This is a genomic window from Butyrivibrio sp. FCS006 (genome assembly GCF_000424525.1).
Classification (GTDB): Bacteria; Bacillota; Clostridia; order Lachnospirales; family Lachnospiraceae; genus Butyrivibrio.
The window spans coordinates 157,602-178,377 of the sequence record NZ_KE384204.1 but is presented as its reverse complement, the minus strand read 5'-3'; the positions used below and the strand labels follow the sequence as shown (position 1 = coordinate 178,377).

22 protein-coding genes are annotated in these 20,776 nt (G+C 41.2%); 1 reads left to right on the top strand and 21 read right to left on the bottom strand.

Features of this window, described 5'->3' with window-relative positions:
• From G633_RS19375 to G633_RS0112015, 20 genes are all read right to left on the bottom strand, one after another.
• Window positions 1-1,011 carry a glycosyltransferase family 2 protein gene (locus G633_RS19375; RefSeq protein WP_026520069.1) on the bottom strand — a complete coding sequence of 337 codons (1,011 nt, stop codon included), beginning with the start codon at window positions 1,009-1,011 and terminating at the stop codon, window positions 1-3.
• Complete coding sequence (locus G633_RS0112115; protein ID WP_026520068.1) at window positions 1,008-2,111, bottom strand: radical SAM protein; 1,104 nt, start codon at window positions 2,109-2,111, stop codon at window positions 1,008-1,010. Before G633_RS0112115 ends, G633_RS19375 begins: the two co-directional genes overlap by 4 nt.
• A gap of 130 nt (window positions 2,112-2,241) precedes the next feature.
• Window positions 2,242-3,231 carry a DUF2971 domain-containing protein gene (locus G633_RS0112110; RefSeq protein WP_026520067.1) on the bottom strand — a complete coding sequence of 330 codons (990 nt, stop codon included), beginning with the start codon at window positions 3,229-3,231 and terminating at the stop codon, window positions 2,242-2,244.
• 131 nt (window positions 3,232-3,362) lie between these two features.
• On the bottom strand, window positions 3,363-4,226 hold the full coding sequence (locus G633_RS18275; protein WP_051200175.1) for an Rpn family recombination-promoting nuclease/putative transposase: 864 nt from the start codon (window positions 4,224-4,226) through the stop codon (window positions 3,363-3,365).
• A 61-nt stretch (window positions 4,227-4,287) separates the two neighbouring features.
• Window positions 4,288-5,439, bottom strand: a complete 1,152-nt coding sequence (locus G633_RS18270; protein ID WP_242838865.1) for a glycosyltransferase — start codon at window positions 5,437-5,439, stop codon at window positions 4,288-4,290.
• 489 nt (window positions 5,440-5,928) lie between these two features.
• Window positions 5,929-6,627, bottom strand: a complete 699-nt coding sequence (locus tag G633_RS0112090; RefSeq protein WP_026520066.1) for an RloB family protein — start codon at window positions 6,625-6,627, stop codon at window positions 5,929-5,931.
• Entirely contained in the window at window positions 6,627-7,847 is a 1,221-nt protein-coding gene (locus G633_RS0112085; RefSeq protein WP_026520065.1) for an AAA family ATPase, read from the bottom strand. Before G633_RS0112085 ends, G633_RS0112090 begins: the two co-directional genes overlap by 1 nt.
• Window positions 7,848-8,047: 200 nt before the next feature.
• Complete coding sequence (locus G633_RS0112080) at window positions 8,048-8,278, bottom strand: recombinase family protein (RefSeq protein ID WP_330363358.1); 231 nt, start codon at window positions 8,276-8,278, stop codon at window positions 8,048-8,050.
• A 108-nt stretch (window positions 8,279-8,386) separates the two neighbouring features.
• Window positions 8,387-9,328, bottom strand: a complete 942-nt coding sequence (locus G633_RS18265; protein WP_035771355.1) for a hypothetical protein — start codon at window positions 9,326-9,328, stop codon at window positions 8,387-8,389.
• A 341-nt stretch (window positions 9,329-9,669) separates the two neighbouring features.
• Window positions 9,670-9,954: a hypothetical protein gene (locus tag G633_RS0112070; RefSeq protein WP_026520063.1), complete on the bottom strand. Its 285-nt coding sequence runs from the start codon at window positions 9,952-9,954 to the stop codon at window positions 9,670-9,672.
• 285 nt (window positions 9,955-10,239) lie between these two features.
• A complete protein-coding gene (locus G633_RS0112065) occupies window positions 10,240-11,250 on the bottom strand; it encodes a type II TA system antitoxin MqsA family protein (RefSeq protein WP_026520062.1) in 1,011 nt (336 codons plus the stop codon).
• Between the two features lie 23 nt (window positions 11,251-11,273).
• Window positions 11,274-11,639 (bottom strand): type II toxin-antitoxin system MqsR family toxin, encoded by a 366-nt coding sequence (locus tag G633_RS18260; protein WP_051200173.1) that lies wholly within the window; start codon window positions 11,637-11,639, stop codon window positions 11,274-11,276.
• Between the two features lie 252 nt (window positions 11,640-11,891).
• Window positions 11,892-12,131 carry a hypothetical protein gene (locus tag G633_RS0112050; protein WP_026520061.1) on the bottom strand — a complete coding sequence of 80 codons (240 nt, stop codon included), beginning with the start codon at window positions 12,129-12,131 and terminating at the stop codon, window positions 11,892-11,894.
• The gene (locus tag G633_RS18255; protein WP_051200171.1) at window positions 12,128-13,102 is read right to left on the bottom strand and encodes a serine/threonine protein kinase; all 975 of its coding nucleotides are present in this window, start codon (window positions 13,100-13,102) and stop codon (window positions 12,128-12,130) included. Before G633_RS18255 ends, G633_RS0112050 begins: the two co-directional genes overlap by 4 nt.
• Before the next feature lie 13 nt (window positions 13,103-13,115).
• Window positions 13,116-13,898 carry a PP2C family protein-serine/threonine phosphatase gene (locus G633_RS18250; protein WP_051200169.1) on the bottom strand — a complete coding sequence of 261 codons (783 nt, stop codon included), beginning with the start codon at window positions 13,896-13,898 and terminating at the stop codon, window positions 13,116-13,118.
• Between the two features lie 115 nt (window positions 13,899-14,013).
• Window positions 14,014-15,297: a S41 family peptidase gene (locus G633_RS18245; RefSeq protein WP_242838864.1), complete on the bottom strand. Its 1,284-nt coding sequence runs from the start codon at window positions 15,295-15,297 to the stop codon at window positions 14,014-14,016.
• A gap of 17 nt (window positions 15,298-15,314) precedes the next feature.
• A complete protein-coding gene (locus G633_RS0112030) occupies window positions 15,315-16,538 on the bottom strand; it encodes a murein hydrolase activator EnvC family protein (RefSeq protein ID WP_035771352.1) in 1,224 nt (407 codons plus the stop codon).
• Window positions 16,539-16,563: 25 nt separating this feature from the next.
• On the bottom strand, window positions 16,564-17,460 hold the full coding sequence (gene ftsX / locus G633_RS0112025) for a permease-like cell division protein FtsX (RefSeq protein ID WP_026520059.1): 897 nt from the start codon (window positions 17,458-17,460) through the stop codon (window positions 16,564-16,566).
• Window positions 17,450-18,136: a cell division ATP-binding protein FtsE gene (ftsE, locus tag G633_RS0112020; RefSeq protein WP_026520058.1), complete on the bottom strand. Its 687-nt coding sequence runs from the start codon at window positions 18,134-18,136 to the stop codon at window positions 17,450-17,452. Before ftsE ends, ftsX begins: the two co-directional genes overlap by 11 nt.
• A gap of 100 nt (window positions 18,137-18,236) precedes the next feature.
• Window positions 18,237-19,319 (bottom strand): PucR family transcriptional regulator, encoded by a 1,083-nt coding sequence (locus G633_RS0112015; RefSeq protein WP_026520057.1) that lies wholly within the window; start codon window positions 19,317-19,319, stop codon window positions 18,237-18,239.
• Window positions 19,320-19,589: 270 nt separating this feature from the next.
• On the opposite strand from G633_RS0112015, the gene G633_RS0112010 reads away from it, so the two are divergent.
• Window positions 19,590-19,778: a YjfB family protein gene (locus G633_RS0112010; RefSeq protein WP_022768052.1), complete on the top strand. Its 189-nt coding sequence runs from the start codon at window positions 19,590-19,592 to the stop codon at window positions 19,776-19,778.
• A 66-nt stretch (window positions 19,779-19,844) separates the two neighbouring features.
• On the opposite strand, the gene G633_RS18240 is transcribed toward G633_RS0112010, so the two are convergent.
• Window positions 19,845-20,768: a CPBP family intramembrane glutamic endopeptidase gene (locus G633_RS18240; protein WP_051200165.1), complete on the bottom strand. Its 924-nt coding sequence runs from the start codon at window positions 20,766-20,768 to the stop codon at window positions 19,845-19,847.
• Window positions 20,769-20,776: the final 8 nt, after the last annotated feature.

Below are 20,776 nucleotides of genomic sequence, written 5' to 3'. Positions count from 1 at the left end.
CTATGCTGGTCTACGTCGTTGCACGTAGCCTTTTGCCTCCATACTTAGAAATAATTTGCAAGCCCGAAATAACATTTCATTAGTCGCTACTACACCGATAAGGGCTAAAATGCGATTTGATATGCTCGCACATTTGTTTTTTAATACCAAATACTTGGAATTATCAATAAAACTGACAAGCTCATTTTTAAAACTTTCACAGTCTTCGTTTTCGATTCTTAAGTATAAATCTATCGCCCAGATAAATTCTCTTACTGTGTAGGCATTAAAAATTAATTCGTCATGAGAAACCATTGGTTCAATATGCTTATGCATATATGTCCAAGAGTATTCAAAATCTGCAGCTTTCAGCTTACCATGAGTTGCACTTTCAGGGTTTTGATAATACAGATATAGATTACGCCCCCCATAAACAATTGTTTTGCATTTTCTGATAACTTGAAATGTGAATACTTCATCTTCTGCAGATTTCATACTAGTAACGAAAGAGACTTCTTTTGCGTAATCCTTTTTTATGAGTTTCAGAAAAGGGTACCCTATTAGATGTCTTCTATAAAAGAAGTCTTCTGTTGCAGAACGGCTATCATATAATATGCGTTTATCTGCGCGATTATCGAGACTATCAAAGGTCCTGGAATTAAGTTTCAATACTGCACAGCAGCTCATGTCCGCGTCATAGATATTTATTAGCTCGTAAAGATATGAGATGTAGTCGGGGTGTATATAATCATCACAGTCAATCATACAAATGTATTCTCCGACGGAAGCCTCTATTCCCACATTTCTAGCAGCGGACACCCCCATATTAGGTTGAGTCAGCACGGAAAAACGATCATCATTTCGAGCAAATTTGGTTAATATATCTAATGAATCATCTGTAGATCCATCATCTATGAAAATGCATTCCCAATCATGAAAGGTCTGATTTTCCATCATTGTGTACACGTCAAATAAAAAGGATGCTCCATTAAATACTGGAATAATGACCGAAACAATAACCTTGCTTTTCAACGCACTTTCTCCCCGGCTTTTCTCAACTGTTGTTCATTAAAATCATCATGTATTCGTTTACTCTGCCTACATAAATAAGTCCAGAAGATTTTATGAAATAAATCATTTCTGTTAAATCGTTCATAACAAATATCCATAATCCCAAAAAATCTATAAAAGAAACTCTTTACTGGTTTCTTAAAGAAGATTCTTCTTCGCATATTCATGATTTCTTCAGAAAACTTCCTATAAGCCCGACACTCACAGGATAAACATGTTTTAGGTACTCGATTAAGATCAACTGTCATCTTATTTGCCTTATCCATGATAAATGCTTCAGATGTAATTATATCCGCAAGATCTGTATCATTGACATTTCCAAGAGAATATCTGACTAAATCATGATTGTTTGCACACGAGAAGACTTCACCATTCGCGTTTACTTTCATAGGAGAGTTCATGCAATGACAACGAATAACTTTAAGCTTCTTTATATCTTTAATAGGATGGCGTTTAAAGTCCCAAAGTGCCGTAACAAAAATTTCATCAACCCCACTATTCTTCCAATATTTCACATAATCCTTAAAATGCTGATAACTTCCAAGTTCCCGTGACCTTATATATCTCAGCCTTATATATGTTTCCTTGTGCATTTCATTGCGCAAGCGCAAAAGTGTATGAACATTCTCCATGACAGTTTTGAGCTGCGTTACGCATTTGTCGTAAGGTATCCCCGATCCTTGAAAATGCTGATATACTTCAGGAATAATTCCAGTAAGCGAGATTTCAATCATGTCAATATCTGTTGCAAGAAGGGTACGTATTCTTTCTTCTGTTAAAAGAGACCCATTTGTAACAAATTCTGCCATAGGAAATCTCTTTCTAGCTTCTACGATAATTTCATCAAGGCGCGGATACAACAATGCTTCTCCACTGCCGTTAAATTGAACAGAGTTCAAATAAATGCCATGTACAGTATGATCCTTCATTACATCCATGCATCTGATTGCTATATCGTAGTCAAGTGTAGCTTTGTTTTGCCTTCGCACACTTTTGCAAAACGCACAATTGAAGTTACAGCAGTCTGTAAGTTCTAAATGAAAAACAGTTCTAATTGCCATTATCTTTTTTCCTTTTCGCAAAAATGAAATATGTTTAACCAGAAATACAATTCCAAATGACGTTTTCAATAAAACTTCCAACAAAATGAAAAAACGTTCTAAGCCGCTTAATATCGATATACATGCCTTGTTAACGATATGATCCTCTTGATTTTTTTACTTCTATATCACCAAATCTTTGTTGCCGAAACATTCGTTGTATCTCATCTATCGTAGCTCCACATTTTGGTCCAAGCCACACGTTCCTGATCAATTGACCTCCAGCTTTGTCACAGTATTTCTTAAACCCGAGGTCAACATAAGAAGAAATCCCATTATTCTTTAAAAAGAACTTAAATGGATATAATACTGCAAATTTATTTATCTCTTCTTCATATTCTTTCAATTCTAAATATAATGTTCCACCAATCACTTCTGGTCCCGACCGCAAAGGTCTACTTTTTTCAATTCTTGAATTATTAACTAAAAAGCATAGCCTCATCTCTTTTTCTTCATGAAAAAAGGAATTTTTCATTTCTATGGCCAATTTAAAAACTTCATTAAAACTTTTATCAAACAATTCAACCATTTTTTGTTTTAATGGGATTGCCTCACCACCGCGATAAATTGATTTAATATACTCTTTAATACCTTTTATCAATAAGTCAGCCTGATCACGCACTTTACCTCTTTGAATTCTTTCATTATATTCAACTTCAACCACCTTGATTGGCGGATAATTATTTATTAGCTTTTCCAAAGCCTCTTTATCAAAGCCTATTGCAACTCCTCTTCCATCATCAGCATATCCCCTCCACTGACTCAACAAATCTTCTGCTTTAGAAAAACAGCAGACATAATAAGAGAATCCATTATGATCGTTTTCAAACCATTTCTTTTTTGCACCGGCAACTTGCTTTTGCCATTCTTCTGCCGATACATTTTCTATGAATATCTTAGCCGTTTCAGCATTATAAGCAGCTTGATAAATGTCATCGATATAACTACTAATAAGAGATATCTCCTTGCTATCATTAGATTTTGTTATATCTGACAACCTGATAGTCTTATTCTGTAAAATAGCTTGTAGCGTCTCTAAACTTGTATAATGATACAAGATACTAGGCGTAGTTCTTGGCATACTTTTCTCTCCAACTTGATGAATATGTTTCAATCACAAAAATCCCAACACAAAGCAATTTCATATCTCATTTTTGCTCTACATTGGGATTTGTTAGTCCTTATTAAGTTAGATATAGGAGTATTTCAAAATCATACAAGCTCTTTTTCGTTGGTGAGCTGGTCATAAATCTTTTCAGCGTCGTAGTCCGGAGCGAATGAGGCTGCTATTTCGCAGATTGACCGGATATGGGATTCATCTTCAACAAGATCCTCAGCTATCTGGCCTGGAGCCTGACCCATGCTCAGCTTTTTGCACACCAGCTTGATCAACTTAAGTTCCTCACCGATATCTATGCCGATTTCTTTACCCTTTTTCCTTTCAGCCTGAACATCGAATCCCTTAAATTCTTCAAAAAGTCCCACGTGATCCTTCCTCTCTATCTTGTCTACAAGATCTTGAATCTCGTCTTCAGGAACATTCTTTTTTCTTAGAATTACTGCGATCATCCTGCTGATGATCTTTAGAACATCTGCCGGCGTCTTCTCAAGTAAGCTATCCAGATAGTCCGGTGACAAATTCAGACTCTTAAAATCCTCATCAGATTTAATCCTGTTTATCAGCATAACGAGCGATAATGCATCTTTCTTCAGGATAAGTTCTTCTTTGTCATAACCGTTAAGACTAATGAGGTAATACTTGAAGTCAGGTATAAACTCCTCAAACACTTCACTTAGCGCTATCCTGTCAGATAACATCTTGGATGCAACCCACTTCTTACTGCCTTCGTAATAAACTATAGGCAGGACAGGAGGGTACATAAACTTCTTCGTTTTGGAGATACCTCTTTTCAGCTTCTCCTGCTGTTTCTCATAGTCCTCCCAGATGTAAACCATATAACGCAGTATCTGCATAACTACATTATAGTCTACAGATGCTTTGTGTTCAATTAGAGCAATGCTAGCTGCTTCTGTATGCTGCTTCTGTAAAGCAAAAATCAGATATGAAATTGTCAAGGTGCAAACCTATCTATTTATCTCCTGTCAGAAATGGCTTGGGCTGAGTAGCAACGACTTTTCATCTTGCCATTTCTTGATCAAAGCATAACGTACTAATATTTTCAACCATCCTGTCCCAGGAGAATCTGTAATTCTCGTCTTTCACACCGGGTGCAAAATGCTCTTCGCCTCCGGATTCAAAGAACCTGATAACAGCTTCTGAAATAGCTTGTGGATTCTCGGATTCTACAAGGTATCCTGTCTTTCCATCAGTTACGACATCAGGCAGTCCGCCAACATTGGTAGCTATTACAGGCTTATCAAAGCCATAAGCTATCTGCACGATTCCGCTTTGCGTAGCACTAACATACGGAAGTACTACTACATCACAAGCAGCAAAGAACTTCTCAACTTCTTTATCAGGGATATAGCCGTCGTATATATCAATGACATCCGAGACTTTATTCCGGTCAATCAGCTGCAGATATTCTTCTTTATCGTCACCAAAATCACCCACCACAAGAAGTTTGCAGTCGGATAAAGCTCTTTTCACCTCAGGCATAGCCTTGATCAGGTAATCAAGCCCCTTATACTTGCGGACAAATCCAAAAAACAGAAGGACCTTCTCATCATCAGATATCCCCAGGCGCTTTCTCGCTTCTTCTTTGGAAAGATTCTGCATTTTGAAAGCATTATAGGTGGGATGTACAGCCCTCACATAATTAGCATCCGGAATAATGCTCTTTAAATCTTCTTCGTCCTGCCGTGACTGAACAATGAAGCAGTCACCTTTTGTCAGCGTCTTACGCGTAAGCAGCTTATCCATAGGAAATCGCTCATGCGGGAAAACATTATGGCAAACAAAAAGGATCTTCGTATTCTTCAGATGCCCGGCTATTGTCTGATAACACGGGGCAAAATATGGATGCCACCACTGAATGATCACAAGGTCAGGATTCATCTTATTGATCTGTCTGGCAGAGCTTAACCAATTCAGTGGATTTGCTGTATTGATCAGATACTCAACCTTATCCGGTTTGAAGGTATCGTTGGAATAGTCTTTCTGCTCTTTTTTATACAAAAGCTTTGGGTATTGGAAAGAATAAGAGATCATTGTGACATCATACTTTTGAGACAGTGCCCTGTACATCAGGCCTGTATAATGCGATATTCCGCCCTTATATGGGTAGACCGGACCTATCAATACTATTTTCCCAGATTTCTCTTCCAACAACGCCTCCCATGTCCGCAAAAAGTGTACTTTTTCGAAATGATGAATTGTAGTATGCAGCCTAACCTTAAAGCACACTGATAATACTTATTGTATAACAGTTTGTTGTACCATATCAATAATTTGCATCAATTTAGCAATTATTTGTAGGCTATGTATTCTTTAGTTCCTCAGCTTTTTGTGCAAACTTCAAGCTCTTTTCCATCTCATCACTACCTTCATATATTGTTAATTACAGCCGTTTTACATAAATCACGTTAACAAAACAAGGCACAAAAACTAATTCCTTAGTCTCCGTGCCCCTTAATTACATATTATAATGGTATTAATAGATTTTAACCAGCCGACTCACTATTCCTTTTCAGTCTTTCTTTTTTAGATCAGCTTCTTCTCTTTTCTTGTTTCCAGTAGGGGCATATCTAGGACGACGATGTCTGCCTTTAGCTCTTTTGTTATATAATTCCACTGCTCTATCATCTCTTCATATTGTTACAGAAAAAACTGTTTAACCTCTTCTGGAAGATACTTCACCAACTCTTCCACAAGATCATATACTTTTGTTCCAGGAGCAATCATCGATGGTGTCATTCCTTGGTGTTCGCGGATGATTCGCTTTGCATATCTGATTGCAAGCCTTGGATTACCATGTTCTAACAAAATATCAAATATGTTTTCCATGTTCTTTGCATATTTGCCAAGATTTAGTTCCGAGAACTTACTATTCAAAAACTCAATATACTCCGTTCTATGATTGTTTGAAGTATAGTACGAAAAATGTAACAAGAACCAAAATTCAATGCATTCATTGCTCCAAGCTGCGTGATACTGTACATCTTGATTCTGAGAATTTAGTACCTCTGCTCTCTCAAGAACACCATTAAATCTTTCAGCCGGAAAGCTGTCTTTATCATAAACGCACCATATCTGCCCTTTGGTTATTCCATTTTTCCTAACATAATCCTCCGCTTGACCTATGACACGCATGGTTTCTGCACCGCATGGCTCAATCTCAATCAACACCATGTCTTTGTATATAGGGTTGGATTCAATATACCTTTTAAAGCCGTTAAAATACTGCGGTTCTGTTTGTTGCCCTTCGCAGAAAATATAATATCGAAATTCTTTCTGCTCCAGATACTCTGTCCGCCTCTTCTTTTTCCAGGCCTCCATTCCTGCTTTCTTTGGCATTAAATCACGCTCCAATCTATAATTTTCTTTAGATATGGATCAGCGCCATATTTCCCCTCAAGATACTGTTTATCAAATTTAGCATCTTTTCTAACTGATGTTCCATCAGGATTCTTAAACTCAACAAGTGAATACAGCTTTGAATTCTGCTCATTTCCCTTTGCAACAAACCATATTTCATCTCTTCTGAACACTTCACTGTTCATGGTCGATAAATCATGTGAAGTAAAGATAAGCTGAGCCCCATGCTTGTTTACTTCGAAATTGTTGTATAGCATTATTATATGTTTCAGCAAAACAGGGTGTATTTTGGCATCAAGTTCATCAATAACAAGCGTAGTTCCCTTTGTCAGACTATCAGCAATAAATGGCAATAGTCCAAATAGCTTTTTTGTACCACTAGATTCCTCTTCAAGATTTATTTCATAAACATTGCCAGTCACATTATGCTTTGTATATACCTGAATATCACCATTTTCACGTTTCTCAACTTTAAAGTCTTCAATATCTAAATCCATCTCACGTATCATGTTAAGAATCAGTTCTTTAATGTCTGCAGAATTAGCTATTGCAAGTCTCAACTCCTGCATAGGGCTTCCATAATTCAAGAAACGAATTCCATTCTCAAACCAACTTATACAGTCATCCACTACTTCGTTCTTCCTATAAGTAATACCAAGATACGATAAAAGAGGTAATGTATCTGATATGTCCTGGCTTACTTTTAATCTGGCAAATCCATCTCCCATGGATATTTTCCCATCTTCTCTTTCGAAAATCTCAGTAGTTCGGTTTGTTTCTACTTTACGCATAGAAAGACTTTCGTATACTATCGTTTCTCCCAATACATGAATAATATACCGATACTCTGCTTTCTCTGTCAGAAAAAACACTTCAAATTCAGTAGGGCTATTCTTGCTTTCTTCATTAAATGCAAATGGTACTATCTCGTAATTCCTAACACGTAGTCTATTTTGTGCATCAGCCTCAGTAGCATACAGTGGTCGAAGTACTTTTAATTCCAATGAGTGTAATGCCTGTAATACATTAGATTTTCCTCCACCATTCGGGCCATATATAGCCGCGACAGGCAAAATACTTTCATTATTGCTCGCCTTTATCACACGATCAGCGTGCTCAGTTATAGCTGTCGCCTGCATATCAAAAGTCATTTCATCCTTTATACTTTTATAATTTTTTACAGAAAACTGGCTTAACATAACAAACCCTCCAATCTAAGAATAGTATATTCCTAGATTGGAGGGTTTGTAAATATAATATGAGATTTTTTCTCATATATTGCATCACAACCCTTGTTTTGGTTCATTTTGGTGCGCTTTGACTTGACGCTTTTGCTAGATTTCTAGATTCATAGATAAAATCAGAAAAAAGCTCTTTTCATGTATCCAGTAAAGGCATGTCAAGAACGACGATGTATGCGGAGGCAGTCTATACTCAGGATGAAGATTGCATCACCTCCCTGGAGACTCTGTAACATTTTACGGTACTGTGGTCGGTTGAAATCCTTGCCCGACTGTTTGTCCAGGTAGATATTGTTCTCTTCGATGCCTTCTTTTCTGAGAGCGACCATCTGTCTCGCCTCGTTCTGCTCCCTGTGACTGACACGTGCATAGCCAACTAATCTTGCCATAATGATAAGCTCCTTTCCTTTTGAAAACATGTTGTTTCATAAGGGATATCGGAAGGGAGACGGGCAAAAAGAAAACCACCTGTCGATGGGACAGGTGGGGTGAGAGTGTTATTTGTTCTTGGAGTATTCCTCGAAGAGTTTGTTCAGGAATTCAGGGTCATTGGTTGCTCTTTCTACGTCTTTGGCTCGTCCGTTTTTGAACAGCCACGAGAAGAGATCGGTGGTATTCTTGATGCCGGAATTGAGACCAGAGTCATACCCGGAGTTATAGCTTTCTTCTTTTTCATACTGGATGTGCCTTTCAGATGAGTATTCAATTATAGCCACTTCGGTAACCTCCTCTCTGTACTCAATAAAGAAGCTCTTTAGGATGTCTTCTTTGATGCACTCGTCAATAGCAGTATTGATCGCAGCTGCTAAGATTCCTTTCATCACTTCGCTGTTATCAGCTAAAAGCTTTACAGGGGTTGAGTGAGTTTCATCATATTTTGTGATGCTTTTCTCCCTATATTTTCTCACTTTTGAGACAAATTTGGAATACCCGTTTAAGGTCTGGCAGGCCTTCATTAGTTCTTTATTGTGGCCTTCATTTACGTTCAGACAGGTGACCACAAGTTCAATCGAAGGGTCCTCTACAGGGCGCTGGAATAGTTCTGATAATCTGTAGGTAACAGTGTCCTCCAGATCCGACATTCCATTGTAGAACATGTAAAACCTTGGAGCCGGGATACGCACCGGATTTGAGCTATAGGTCTTTTCCTGTGGGATAATATCCTTGTATGTTGCAGCCACGTAGTAAAGGTCTCGCAGGGGTATATTGGGGCACTTGCTGGCTTGGTGCTCAAACAGGTTCAGTTCAAAGTCGATGATGAAAGACAGGTCGTTCTTCATTTTTAGATAGGTTTCGCCCTCGAGCGTAGTGATCTCCAGATCATCCGGATTTGTGTAGGATGTCCCGTTGATGGCGTTGTATAGTTCTAGAAGATACAGCTTGTTATTAAACAGCATCTTGAAAACTGTATCCTTATAGTTTCTGCTTTCAATTGGCATATAATCTTGTTTCTCCTTATTGTAATGAATGAATGATCTACTGCTTGCAAGCTTGTAGGAAATAATGGCGACAGGCCATGATATGAGGTCTCAGGAAGTGGTGCCAGCGAAATTGGCACCGAAAGTTCCTGACCAAAAGATATGATATAACAAAAATCTTAAGAAATACCGTCGAAATTTCTTAAGATTTCTTAAGAATTATATGGAGTTTTCGATAAAGTGTGGACGTTTGACCGATATTTCTTTTCCCGTTCGGGGGATGATATTAGCTGCCAAAAAGAACCCACCTGCCGATGATGGGACAGGTGGGTTGAGAATTCAAGTATAGCTATTTCCAAGGATTATGCTCGTTGATCTATTTCCATTCGTCTTACTCCTATTTGTTCATTCAGCTTTTCCTGTTTTGCCATAATTCCATGATACATGTTCTTTAGATATTCTTTGTGCCATGAAGGAAGATTAGAATTATTTAACATGCACAAGACATCAATGCTATGTTCCATAGTTTCTAAGGCTTGCGTCACCATACGTGCTTCATGCTCTTCCTGAAGTCTATTGTCATTTCTTATCTGTGTTCCTGCATTAACAAGATGTTCAATAAAAGCTCCAACACCGCCCAATCCCATATCTATAGGTGAATGATATGAAATGTCTCTTACTTTTATTCCTACTATATTTTTTCTTACGTAATTAAGTTCTCACTTCCTCAATAGTTCTAAAAAAAATTATCTTGGCATGTCCTCAAAACGTTCAACAAAATTGTTCTCTTCATTCATTTCAAATACCACGCTGTGTTTTTGAACACTCTGTACATAACGTGACTATCAATTTCCGGTACTATCAAACGTAATCTACTCTGCTGAGAAGACATTTTTGTATTTAGATAATTTCCAAAAATCCCCTGTTTAAACTCATACCATATCCATAGCATACTTATATGAGATCAATTCCATTTCAGACGTCTCATAGTATCCCTTTTCCTGGTGGGATTGCTCTGAGATTTCCTTCGCTGTCATTGATCCAAATTGATTCAGAACATTCTGCAGTATTTCTTTTTCTTCCGGAAGAAGTGTGCAACTGGGAACAAAGTCTGTCGATGCACTTATCACCTCAGCATTGCTATTGCTATACTGATTGCTTACATCCACAATGGATATTGCCCCTATGCGCTCCATCAGCCCCAAAAGAAAACTATACTCTCTGGGCACAGGCCCAAATTTGTAATGAAGGTAATTCATTCCTGACATAGACTTAGTGTATTCCCTGAAATAATACATATCCGAATACCACAGCAGTTTGAAAAGCTTGGTCTTATATAACCTTCCTTCAAGATTAGTAGCGAAGTACCGGATCATTTCAATATATTTTCCAAAGTCAAACTCTCTGAAACCACTATACTGATTGGGCTGAACATACAGATATTCACTGAAGTTCTCCAGCATATAACTGGTCTTTGATTCAGAAGAATTTAAATCTGACAAAGCTTTTCTGATAGACGAAACCTCTTTTTCAGTCAGTTCTTCCTCTTTAATTTCCAGCATTTCAGCCATGTTCTCAGGTTTCTGAAGCATCCGCATTATATTATTATGAGTATTGTCCTGAATGTTGCCATTTTCATATCTCACTATAGTTGCCTGGGAACAGCCAATAAGCGTTGCCAGTGTACGCTGACTGATATTGTATTTCTTTCGAAGGTCACAGATCTCTTCAGCAGTCATAAGTGCATGATTACGTTTATATTTTGTGAAAGCTCTTTTTAAATTATCCTCATCCAGTTGAAAATCAAAAATATCTGCGCCACAATCACAGCAAACCTTTACGTTTGCCACAATCGTAGTATCTTCTCCTAAAACCGGATATGTTTCTTCTCTCTGCTCAACTTTGAAGTTCTTGTGTTTACAAGCTACTTCTTTTTTACCCATCAAAATCACCTCTTATACCTCTGTTAATAACGAAAAACAAATTCTTTCTCTTTCTCATGGAAAGATATCGCAAGCAAATCATCTATCGGAATATGCTTAATCTTAATATATACATCCATTTCCTGTATTGTCATTCCAAACTCCCATACACAGGCTTTATCCCCTGTATCTCTGTCGTCCGATGGACCACTTAGGTAGTTCTTGTATGTCAATTCATTTATATATGAAATACATCCTGCCGGCGTAATTCCGAGTCTTGCCAAAGTATCCATGTTCTTCTTGCGCTTAGCAAAATGAAACTTATTATGATCCTCCAATATTAGCTTTATACGTACTAATTCCAGCTTGACAGTATTTATGTCGGCAGGAGGTGAAAATTTGTCACCCATGAAATTCCTCCTGTATTTTTGTACATTAATGATATCATATGATAGCAAAAATATCAAACCATTTGCTATCATATGATATCAAATTTTGAGACAAATTTGGAATACCCGTTTAAGGTCTGGCAAGCTTCCATTAGCTCTTTATTGTGGCCTTCATTTACGTTCAGGCAGGTGACCATCCATAACATTTTTGACCATTGATGGGTGGAATTCATTTTTTCATTTGCCCCCTGTTGGCCGTTGGCCGCCGGTTTACTACAGGTTGATGGAATCGTAGGTATACACAAGATCCTGCTCTATCACAAAATCCTCATCGCACACAGATCCCGAATAATCTACGCGCCCCAACAGCTGTGTCGTGCACATGGCAGCTGTTGCTGCTCCTTCCGGGATTATCTCAGGCGTCTCATTTCCTCTTGTCAGAAGGCTTCCCAGCCCCAGTATCACCACCAGAGCCACAAAGACCACCAGAAATGTATAAGCAAAAATCATCATTCATCTTCCTCCCCCGGCAGTTTAAGCCAGTCGATATCATCGCCGTATTTCTCACTCAGTATCTCTCTTATCCGGATACCGGCCCTTCCAAGTCTCTCCTTTACCGCAGGAACTCTCATCTGAGCATCATAAGCTGCGTAGCTCACAAATGTGTCGTAGTGGGTCAGTCCCAAAGAAATGATCATGGCCAGCACTGCTGCCACTGCTACATACCTGAAATTTGCCTTCACCCTGTTTCTTGCTGCGACCCTTGGATATTTCTTCAGTGCCGCCCTGATCTCTTTGGTGCTTCCGAACCTGTCTTCTCTGTCAGGCCTTGTGCACTTATCGATTATCGCCATCAGTTCCGGAGAGCACTTGCCACCCATGATCTGCAAAAGAGTCCGTCCAAAGCAGTAAATATCTGTCCTCGGATCTGTCTGTCCAAGATTTCCGTACTGCTCAGGTGCTGCAAAACCGCCGGTTCCCAAGTTCCTTGTATCCGACTTTGCACCTCCCTCATAGTATCTGGCTGCGCCGAAATCAATGAGTGATATATGTCCGTCGGGTCGCACCATGATATTGGCTGGCTTTAAGTCGCGGTAGACGACAGGTCTTTTGCCGCCATGCAGATATGAGAGGATATCCAATAGCTCAAGCCCCATGGCCACAGCCTCTTTCTCCCCAAGAAAACCCTTGTGCTTAATAAACTTCTCGAGGCTGTTTCCGGGAACATACTCAAGGACAAATGCATCGTCATAAACATCTATGAGTTTCGGAATCGCCGGATGGCTCAGCGCCCTAAGAAGTCCCACTTCTTCCTCTACAGCGCAGGCTATATTCCCGGATCCGTACACATCTTTCTTTATCTGCTTGATGGTTACAGCACTGCCCTTAACTTCATCGATTCCCATGAGCACTACGCTGCTTCCGCCCTCACCGAGTTTTCTTTTTATCCTGTATTTGTCCCTGTATAAAATTCCTGTATCCATCCCATTTACTCCTTTAAAACTCCAGACACATGGCTGCTGCCGAAATGTTATCCTTCTCTTTCCTGCTCCAGGCGAGCTCCGACAGCTTCCTGCACTCCTGCAGCATATCCATATCCGTCACGCACATCTGAGGACACAGCTTTTTATGCATCTCCTCAGGATGCAGCGTTCTCCAGAAGCCGTCGCTGCAGGCCAGGACAGTCGTACTTCCCGAAAAATTTCCGTGACCCACTTCAATCTCCGGAGTCATGGTGGTTCCCACAGACCAGAGAAGCACGTTTCTCTCAGGGTCCGTCTCCATCTCCCCGGCAGTTATAAGGCCCTTGTCCAGCTTGTCCTGCACAAGGCTCTGGTCCTTTGTTATGGCCCTGGCTCTTGCGCTGTCTATCAGATATATCCGGGAGTCGCCTACATTCATGGTCATGTACCTTGTACCTATCTGCAAAAGAGCTGTCATAGTGGTTCCAAGTTTTATCCCCCTGTGCTTGCCGTATCTCTTAAGTTCTCCGCAAACCTTCACGATAAGCCTCTTTAGTGACGTCTCAGCAGTCTTAAACAGCTCATCCTCGCTCATGCCCTGCATAAGAGACAGCTCCTCGTTAAACCACCTCTCAAGAGCCCTTATCACTTTGCAGCTTGCAACTTCGCCTTTAGACAGGCCTCCCATTCCATCGCATACTGCGGCAAAAGAGATCCTTCCGTACCTTCTCGTATTGGCTACCTTGATCATAGCCGCGTCCTGATTTACCTTGCGCACTTTGCCGGCATCGGTAAAAATACATGCCTTTACTTCCATAAAACTTTTTACTCCTGAAAAAATGTTTGAACCAAACAATGATGTGCTATGCACAAATTGAAAAAGACTGTGCCGAAGATGTTCGACACAGTCTCTGATATTACACTTATACAATTTAATTGTCAAGAAGTTTTTCCATGACCTCGATACCCTTTTCGAGCTGATTGTCCGTTTTGTCCTCAGCGTAGGCATCTGCGTCAAATTCAATCTCTACATCCGGCTCTATTCCTATGCCGTGGATGTTGTTGCCGTTAGGAGTGTAGTAATCACTTACTGTAAGCTTAACGGCTGTTCCGTCCTTAAGATCAAATATCCTCTGTACGATTCCCTTACCGAAGGTCGTTGTTCCGACCAAAGTTCCGATCTTGTAATCCTTGATGGCTCCTGAGAGGATCTCGGAAGCGCTGGCTGAGTACTGGTTTACAAGAACAACCACCGGAATATCAATCTCGTGCTCTCCGTCGCACGTATAGTCATCTCTGTTTCCGTCTCTGTCGACAGTATAAACGATAAGGCCCTTGGGAAGGAGCTGTCTTGCGATCTCGCACACGGCCTGAAGACTTCCACCCGGATTACTTCTAAGGTCGATGATAAGGCCCTGCATATCCTTCTCGCGAAGCTCTGCCATTCCCTCAGCGAACTGGTCGGGAGTAATGTCGTCAAACTCAGTGATCTGAAGGTATCCGATGTTCTCTTTTTCCCCGACCATCTTGGTTGTAACTGTGGGGACCTCTACTGCGCTTCTCTCAACATCAACCTCGATCTGCTCTCTCTTAGAGCCTCTTAAGATTGTGAGATGTACCGTTGTTCCCTCCGGTCCCTTGATCAGTGAAACAACTTCATCCAGCTCGAGGCCGCTTGTAGACTCTTTATTCACCTCGGAAATGATATCATCTGTCTGAAGCTCTGCTCTCTCAGCGGGAGTTCCGGGCATTACGCCTGAAATCCTGGGAAGGCCCATATCTTCATCTATGCTTACATAAGCACCGATACCATAGTAAACACCTGCAGTGTCGGACAAAAGATCATTGAGCTCCTCCTCTGTGTAGTAGACAGAGTAGGGATCACCCAGCGAGTCCATAAGTCCTTTATAAATTCCGTCTGCTTCAACCTCATCGCTGACATCGGGCTTGTAGTAATACTCATCGATAACGTCATCGAGAGCCTCAATCTTTTTTGCAATGTCTTCTGTAAGAAGGTCGCCTCCGCCGAGCTTACCTGCTATCTGGGAAGAACCGCCAAAAAATCCCGCAAAAGGATTTGCAAATAAGAAAACATATATTCCTGCCACTATGAACAGGGCAATGAAGCATCCCACCAATATTCCGGCTATGAACCTTCTGGTGAGTTTACCCTTATCCTCAGGTATCTGAGGTATAAAATTATTATTAGTATCCACTTTTACTCCTATCCGGCTTACTTAAGATAATTCCATGGGCTTACGTAATTGCCGTTAAGTCTCACACCAAAATGAAGGTGAGGACCTGTAGATCTTCCGGTTGAACCTACTGCTCCGATCTTGGTTCCCGAGGTGACATCCTGTCCCTTTGAAACATAGAGTGCCGAGCAGTGCATGTAAATGGTATAAAGACCTCCTCCATGGTTGATCATGATGTAGTTACCCATGGATGAGTTGTAATCAGCTGCTACTACCGTTCCGTTGTAGGCTGCAAGTACAGGTGATCCTGACGGAGCAGCCAGATCTATACCGTTATGCATCTTCTCAACTCCGAGAGTCGGATGCATTCTCATGCCGTAGTTATCGGAAATTCTGGTGTAGCTGGGAGCAGGCCAGGTGAACATTCCGCCGTCATACATGTATCTGCTGTAGAGCGACGCCTTGTCTGCCGCAACCTCTCTCTCCAGAGCAGCGATTGCTGCGTTCTCAGCCTTGATCTCGTCCTCGTAGGCCTTGATGGCTGCTTCCTTCTGGGAGATATCCATTTTAACAGCTGAAAGCTCATTGGCCTTGGTGTCCATCAGCGCCTGAAGAGAAGCTTCCTCATCTTCCTTAGCAGCTTTGGCCTCATCAAGGGTAGCCTTTTCTTCCTCAAGAGCCTCTTTGGTAAGCCTTATCAGCTCTGTTGTCTGTATGTATTCATTGAGCTTCTGCCTGTCGTAGGAGGAGAGCATCTCAATGTACTCCGCCTTGTTCAGCATGTCGGCAAAGGTTCCTGACTGTATGAGGAGTTCAAGATAGAGCGTATCTCCGCGTTCGTACATGAACTTGATTCGCTTCTTCATGGCCTCGTACTGGGCCTTCTGAATAGCTTCCGCCTCTATTAGCTCCTGCGTTGTTGTCTCGATCTCCTGCTCTTTTTCTGTTATCTCGTTATTAAGGGAATCAATCTTTTCCTGGATATCAGTAAGCTGTCCGTCCAGCTGAGTGATATAGTTGTTGAGGTTAGACTTACTGGTCTCCAGTTCCTTCTTGACCTTCTCAAGATCCGTCTTGGCATTCTTAAGAGAGTCCCTCTCTTTTTTGGCCTCGCTGATCTGATTCTCCTTGGCCTTGATTGACTCCTCGGTAACCTCAGCATAACTGGTAACAGCAGATGTCATAAAGACAAAGACAGCCATCAAAAGGCACAGGATAACGCCCGATATTCTTTTTGTGCTTCGTTTAAAAAATCTAATCACCTATGGGTCGTCCTTATCCTGATCTTTATACGTGCAAGTGCTTTCTTACTGTGATGAAACTTCCGAAGAAACCGATACCGATACCGATGAGAAGTGATATTGGAATCAGGCTGTTGAACACTGTCTCAACAGGCAGGAAGTTCAGGAGTGAACTTAGCATTGTAAATCTTGATACAACGTAGGTGATAACGTGTGTGTATACGAAATAGATGATGATCAGAGGTATAACGGATCCGATAAGACCGATAAGAATACCCTCAACAACGAAGGGTGCTCTTACAAAGAAGTCTGTGGCACCGATATACTTCATGATGTTGATCTCGTCTTTTCTGACTGCAATACCCATAGTTACCGTGTTGCTGATAAGGAATATTGATACCAGCAAAAGAACTATGATAATACCCGCAGACACATATGCAATAAGGAGATTGAGTCCGCTGAGTGTAGTTGCTGTAACCTCAGACCTGTTGACCTCTCTTACAGATGTGATTGACTCAATATATGTTACAAGAGCCGGCTGCATGGATACGTCGTTAAGATAAATCTGAAGGTTGGCTGAATCTGCAAGAGGATTCTCTGTGAAACCGTCAGCATACTCTCCAAGGTACTCCTCCTTGAAGCCTTCCCACGCCTCATCAGCTGAAACGTACTGAATCTCACGGACCTCTGTCCTCTTCTCCAGATCACTCTTTATCGCAAGGATCTCATCCTCAGTTGTTCCCTCGTTGAAGAACACTGTTACAGAGACTCCTTCCTCCGCTGTCTTAACCACGTTCTGGAAGTTAGTGATTATGGCATAAAACAGACCAAACAGGAAAAGACATGCTGTAATGGTGGCAATTGATGCCAGTGTGTACCATTTATTACGTCCCAGGTTCTTAAAGCCCTGGCCTATTGTGTAAAAGAAACTATTAATCCTCATCGATGTACATACCCTCTTCCTCGTCCTCTATAATGACGCCCTTCTTCATGGTAATAACTCGCTTCTTCATAGCATTTACTATCTCTCTGTTGTGAGTAACTACGATGACGGTTGTACCATTCTCGTTGATCTGTTCCATGAGTTTCATAATTTCCCAGGAATTATTGGGATCCAGGTTACCGGTAGGCTCGTCAGCAAGAAGAATGGCCGGCTTGTTTACAAGGGCCCTTGCAAGAGCAACTCTCTGCTGCTCACCACCTGAAAGCTGATTGATCTTGTTTTTGTATTTTCCTGCCAGATTGACTGTGGCTAGTATTGACGGAACGTTTCGCTTTATGTCCCTTGTGGGAGTCTGAACAATCCTCTGGGCAAAAGCGACGTTTTCATAAACGTTTCTGTCCTTTAAGAGACGGAAATCCTGGAAGACAATTCCAAGGTTTCTTCTGAACTTCGGAATCTTGCTGTGCTTGATCCTCCTTAAATTATAGCCGAGAACTGTGATCTCGCCGTCAGTGGGAACAAGCTCTCTGAGCAGGAGCTTGATAAGAGTAGACTTACCCGATCCGCTGTCGCCCACTATAAAAACAAATTCACCCCTCTTGATGTGAAGGGTGACTCCGTTTAAGGCCGGTGCACCCGTAGAATAAGATTTAGTCACGTTTTCAAGCGTGATAATCTCATCCTCGGGGATCTGCCTGTTTGTCCTTCTTTTTCTGTATCCTCTTTCCATAATTCTCCTCTTTGTTAAAACGTAATATGCCTACCTGACATATCAATTACGTGAACCTCTCCATATACTTCATATATCTTACAACCATTAATGCAATTTTGAAAGCAATGGCGTCATCAAAGACTCTCAGATCAAGGCCGGTGCTCTTCTGGAGCTTGTCCAGTCTGTAAACAAGAGTGTTTCTGTGTATGAAGAGCTGTCTTGAGGTCTCGGATACATTGAGACTGTTCTCAAAGAACTTATCAATGGTGGTGAGGGTTTCCTGATCAAATTCATCAGGGTTCCTTCCTCCGAAGATCTCTTTTATAAACATCTTGCAGAGCGGAATAGGAAGCTGATAGATAAGTCTTCCGATACCCAGTTCGCTGTAGCAGATGACCTTGCGCTCGTCAAAGAAGATCTTGCCTACATCAAGAGCCATCTTGGCTTCCTTGTAGGAACGGCTCACTTCCTTGATCTCTCCAACAACTGTACCATAGGCGATCCTTACGCCTGAAAGTCCCTCTTTTTCAAGTGAGGATAAGATATCCTCAGCTGATCTTGCAATCTCGTAAGGCTTAGCCATCTCGCTGACATCCTTGACTACGATGACATTGTCCTCATCTACCTCTGTAACAAAATCAGTTCCGCTGCCCACACAGGTTCTTGTGAGCTCAAGTATATTGCTGTCTCTTCCGCCGGCGCACTCAACGATCATGGCAACTCTCTTGGCGTCGCTCTGGATGTGAAGCTTCTTGGCTCTGCTGTAGATATCAACCAGAAGAAGGTTGTCAAGGAGCAGGTTCTTGATAAAGTTGTCCTTATCAAAGCGCTCTTTGTAAGCAACCAAAAGGCTCTGGATCTGATATGCGATCATCTTGCCCAGCATATATATATTGTCACCGCTTCCGGTGCATATGAGCAGATACTCAAGCTGCTGCTCGTCATATATCTTGAAATACTGATAGCCCTGTATTTCCTGCGAATCTGCAGGCGACTCAACAAAGTCCCTGGCCACTGCCGAAACGTTGCCGATTTCATTGGTGGTGGATGCAACCTCCTTACCGTCAATATCAAGCACACAAAGGTCTACATGCGCTATGTTCTTGAGTCCGTCGATTGTGTTCTGCAAAATCTGATTGGATATCATGTATCACTCTTTCTTGCACCTTAGTGCAGATTAAATTATTACAATATTTGTAATGAAAAAACATTACTTATCCATTTTAATATAAATGTACAAAAAAATCTATACGAACCGAGGTGTTTTTTGTCTATTTTTTTATTTTTGTAGTCAAAAGTCACAAAAACATCTCTTGTTTTTTGCCATCCGACTTTCTACCTGCCGATAATATTTTTGTTTTTCCAAGCCGATATAACAGATAAGGGAAAGTATATTCATACACAAGGAGGTGGCCTTATGGATATTCCTGCTTTATCGATGGCCCTTGCTCAGAACAATATCAAGAATGATTATGGCGTTGCTATGCTCGCAAAGAGTCTCGACAACCTCGAGGCAAACGGCGCAGCCATGGTTTCGGCCATGAATTCAATGCCCTCGCCATCTCTTGATCCCAATGTCGGTCAAAATATCGACATAAGTATCTGAGGCCATCAAAATCGTGCAGTATTGCACAAGAAAAGACCCGCTGAACGCATCAGTGGGTCTTTTTGATTATATAAAGGTATTTAGAATTTCCAGTCCGATCATATAAACTGCAGCGATGACTATGGCCAAAACAAGCGGAACAGTGATGAGTTTGTAGCCCTGCTTGCGACATTTCGGAATGCTGACAAAGAACTCTTTTCTCTTCTCGATATCAGATATCTTTATCACCACACAGAACGCGATTGCCGTGAAGATGACCGCTGCCACGAAGTAGATTCCAATGGTTAAAAGAATCTGTCCCGTAGCCTCCATATCTGTGAGCATACTCTCTGCATTATCCAGAACATCCGAAGTTGCATACATCAGCACCACCTCAATAGAGTTGAAGGTTGCGTGGGCGATAAACGAGGTCAACACACTTCCCGTAGCCTCCACCAGGAGTGCTAGCATAAGTCCCATGGCTGCGCCATAAGCAAACTGGTTGAAGTTCATGTGCGTCAGTCCAAAAAGGATTGACGAGAGGATCATGGAACCAATGATCCTGCCGGTTCTCTGATAACTCTGAAGGAAAAAGCCTCTAAACACGACCTCTTCTACCAGTGGTCCGAAGATTCCTATCAGCAGAAACATCTCCCACATGGGCATTACGGTGATCTCATCTGATAGTCCCACAATTGTGTTATCAACAAAGAGCATCGAAACCGAATTGATAAAGGTCACCAGCGGAAAAAGAAGCACCACATACAGCATCGTAAGAAGCGCTGAAGATATCTTTATCCTCTTAAAGGGAATCAGCACCCCCAGCCTGTCTCCATGATAAAGGATCGTAGCAATGGCCGGAACCAGTATCATAAGCTCGCTTAAGATGTTACTGGCAATAATGGAGAGCGAACCTCCTGTGGTAAATACCCAAGCTGTAAGTAAAAGTACCAGCGCCAGTGTGGATAGAATCATATAAAGATAAGCTCTGTTGGCTCTTTTATAGTCCATTTAAGTCC

Coding starts and splice junctions, on each gene's coding strand:
- G633_RS0112115 (WP_026520068.1), bottom strand. CDS start 2,111: ATGGCAATTAGAACTGTTTTTCATTTAGAACTTACAGACTGCTGTAAC.
- G633_RS0112110 (WP_026520067.1), bottom strand. CDS start 3,231: ATGCCAAGAACTACGCCTAGTATCTTGTATCATTATACAAGTTTAGAG.
- G633_RS0112090 (WP_026520066.1), bottom strand. CDS start 6,627: ATGCCAAAGAAAGCAGGAATGGAGGCCTGGAAAAAGAAGAGGCGGACA.
- G633_RS0112085 (WP_026520065.1), bottom strand. CDS start 7,847: ATGTTAAGCCAGTTTTCTGTAAAAAATTATAAAAGTATAAAGGATGAA.
- G633_RS0112080 (WP_330363358.1), bottom strand. CDS start 8,278: ATGGCAAGATTAGTTGGCTATGCACGTGTCAGTCACAGGGAGCAGAAC.
- G633_RS18265 (WP_035771355.1), bottom strand. CDS start 9,328: ATGCCAATTGAAAGCAGAAACTATAAGGATACAGTTTTCAAGATGCTG.
- G633_RS0112070 (WP_026520063.1), bottom strand. CDS start 9,954: ATGGGATTGGGCGGTGTTGGAGCTTTTATTGAACATCTTGTTAATGCA.
- G633_RS0112065 (WP_026520062.1), bottom strand. CDS start 11,250: ATGGGTAAAAAAGAAGTAGCTTGTAAACACAAGAACTTCAAAGTTGAG.
- G633_RS18260 (WP_051200173.1), bottom strand. CDS start 11,639: ATGGGTGACAAATTTTCACCTCCTGCCGACATAAATACTGTCAAGCTG.
- G633_RS0112050 (WP_026520061.1), bottom strand. CDS start 12,131: ATGATGATTTTTGCTTATACATTTCTGGTGGTCTTTGTGGCTCTGGTG.
- G633_RS18255 (WP_051200171.1), bottom strand. CDS start 13,102: ATGGATACAGGAATTTTATACAGGGACAAATACAGGATAAAAAGAAAA.
- G633_RS18250 (WP_051200169.1), bottom strand. CDS start 13,898: ATGGAAGTAAAGGCATGTATTTTTACCGATGCCGGCAAAGTGCGCAAG.
- ftsX (WP_026520059.1), bottom strand. CDS start 17,460: ATGAGGATTAATAGTTTCTTTTACACAATAGGCCAGGGCTTTAAGAAC.
- G633_RS0112015 (WP_026520057.1), bottom strand. CDS start 19,319: ATGATATCCAATCAGATTTTGCAGAACACAATCGACGGACTCAAGAAC.
- G633_RS0112010 (WP_022768052.1), top strand. CDS start 19,590: ATGGATATTCCTGCTTTATCGATGGCCCTTGCTCAGAACAATATCAAG.
- G633_RS18240 (WP_051200165.1), bottom strand. CDS start 20,768: ATGGACTATAAAAGAGCCAACAGAGCTTATCTTTATATGATTCTATCC.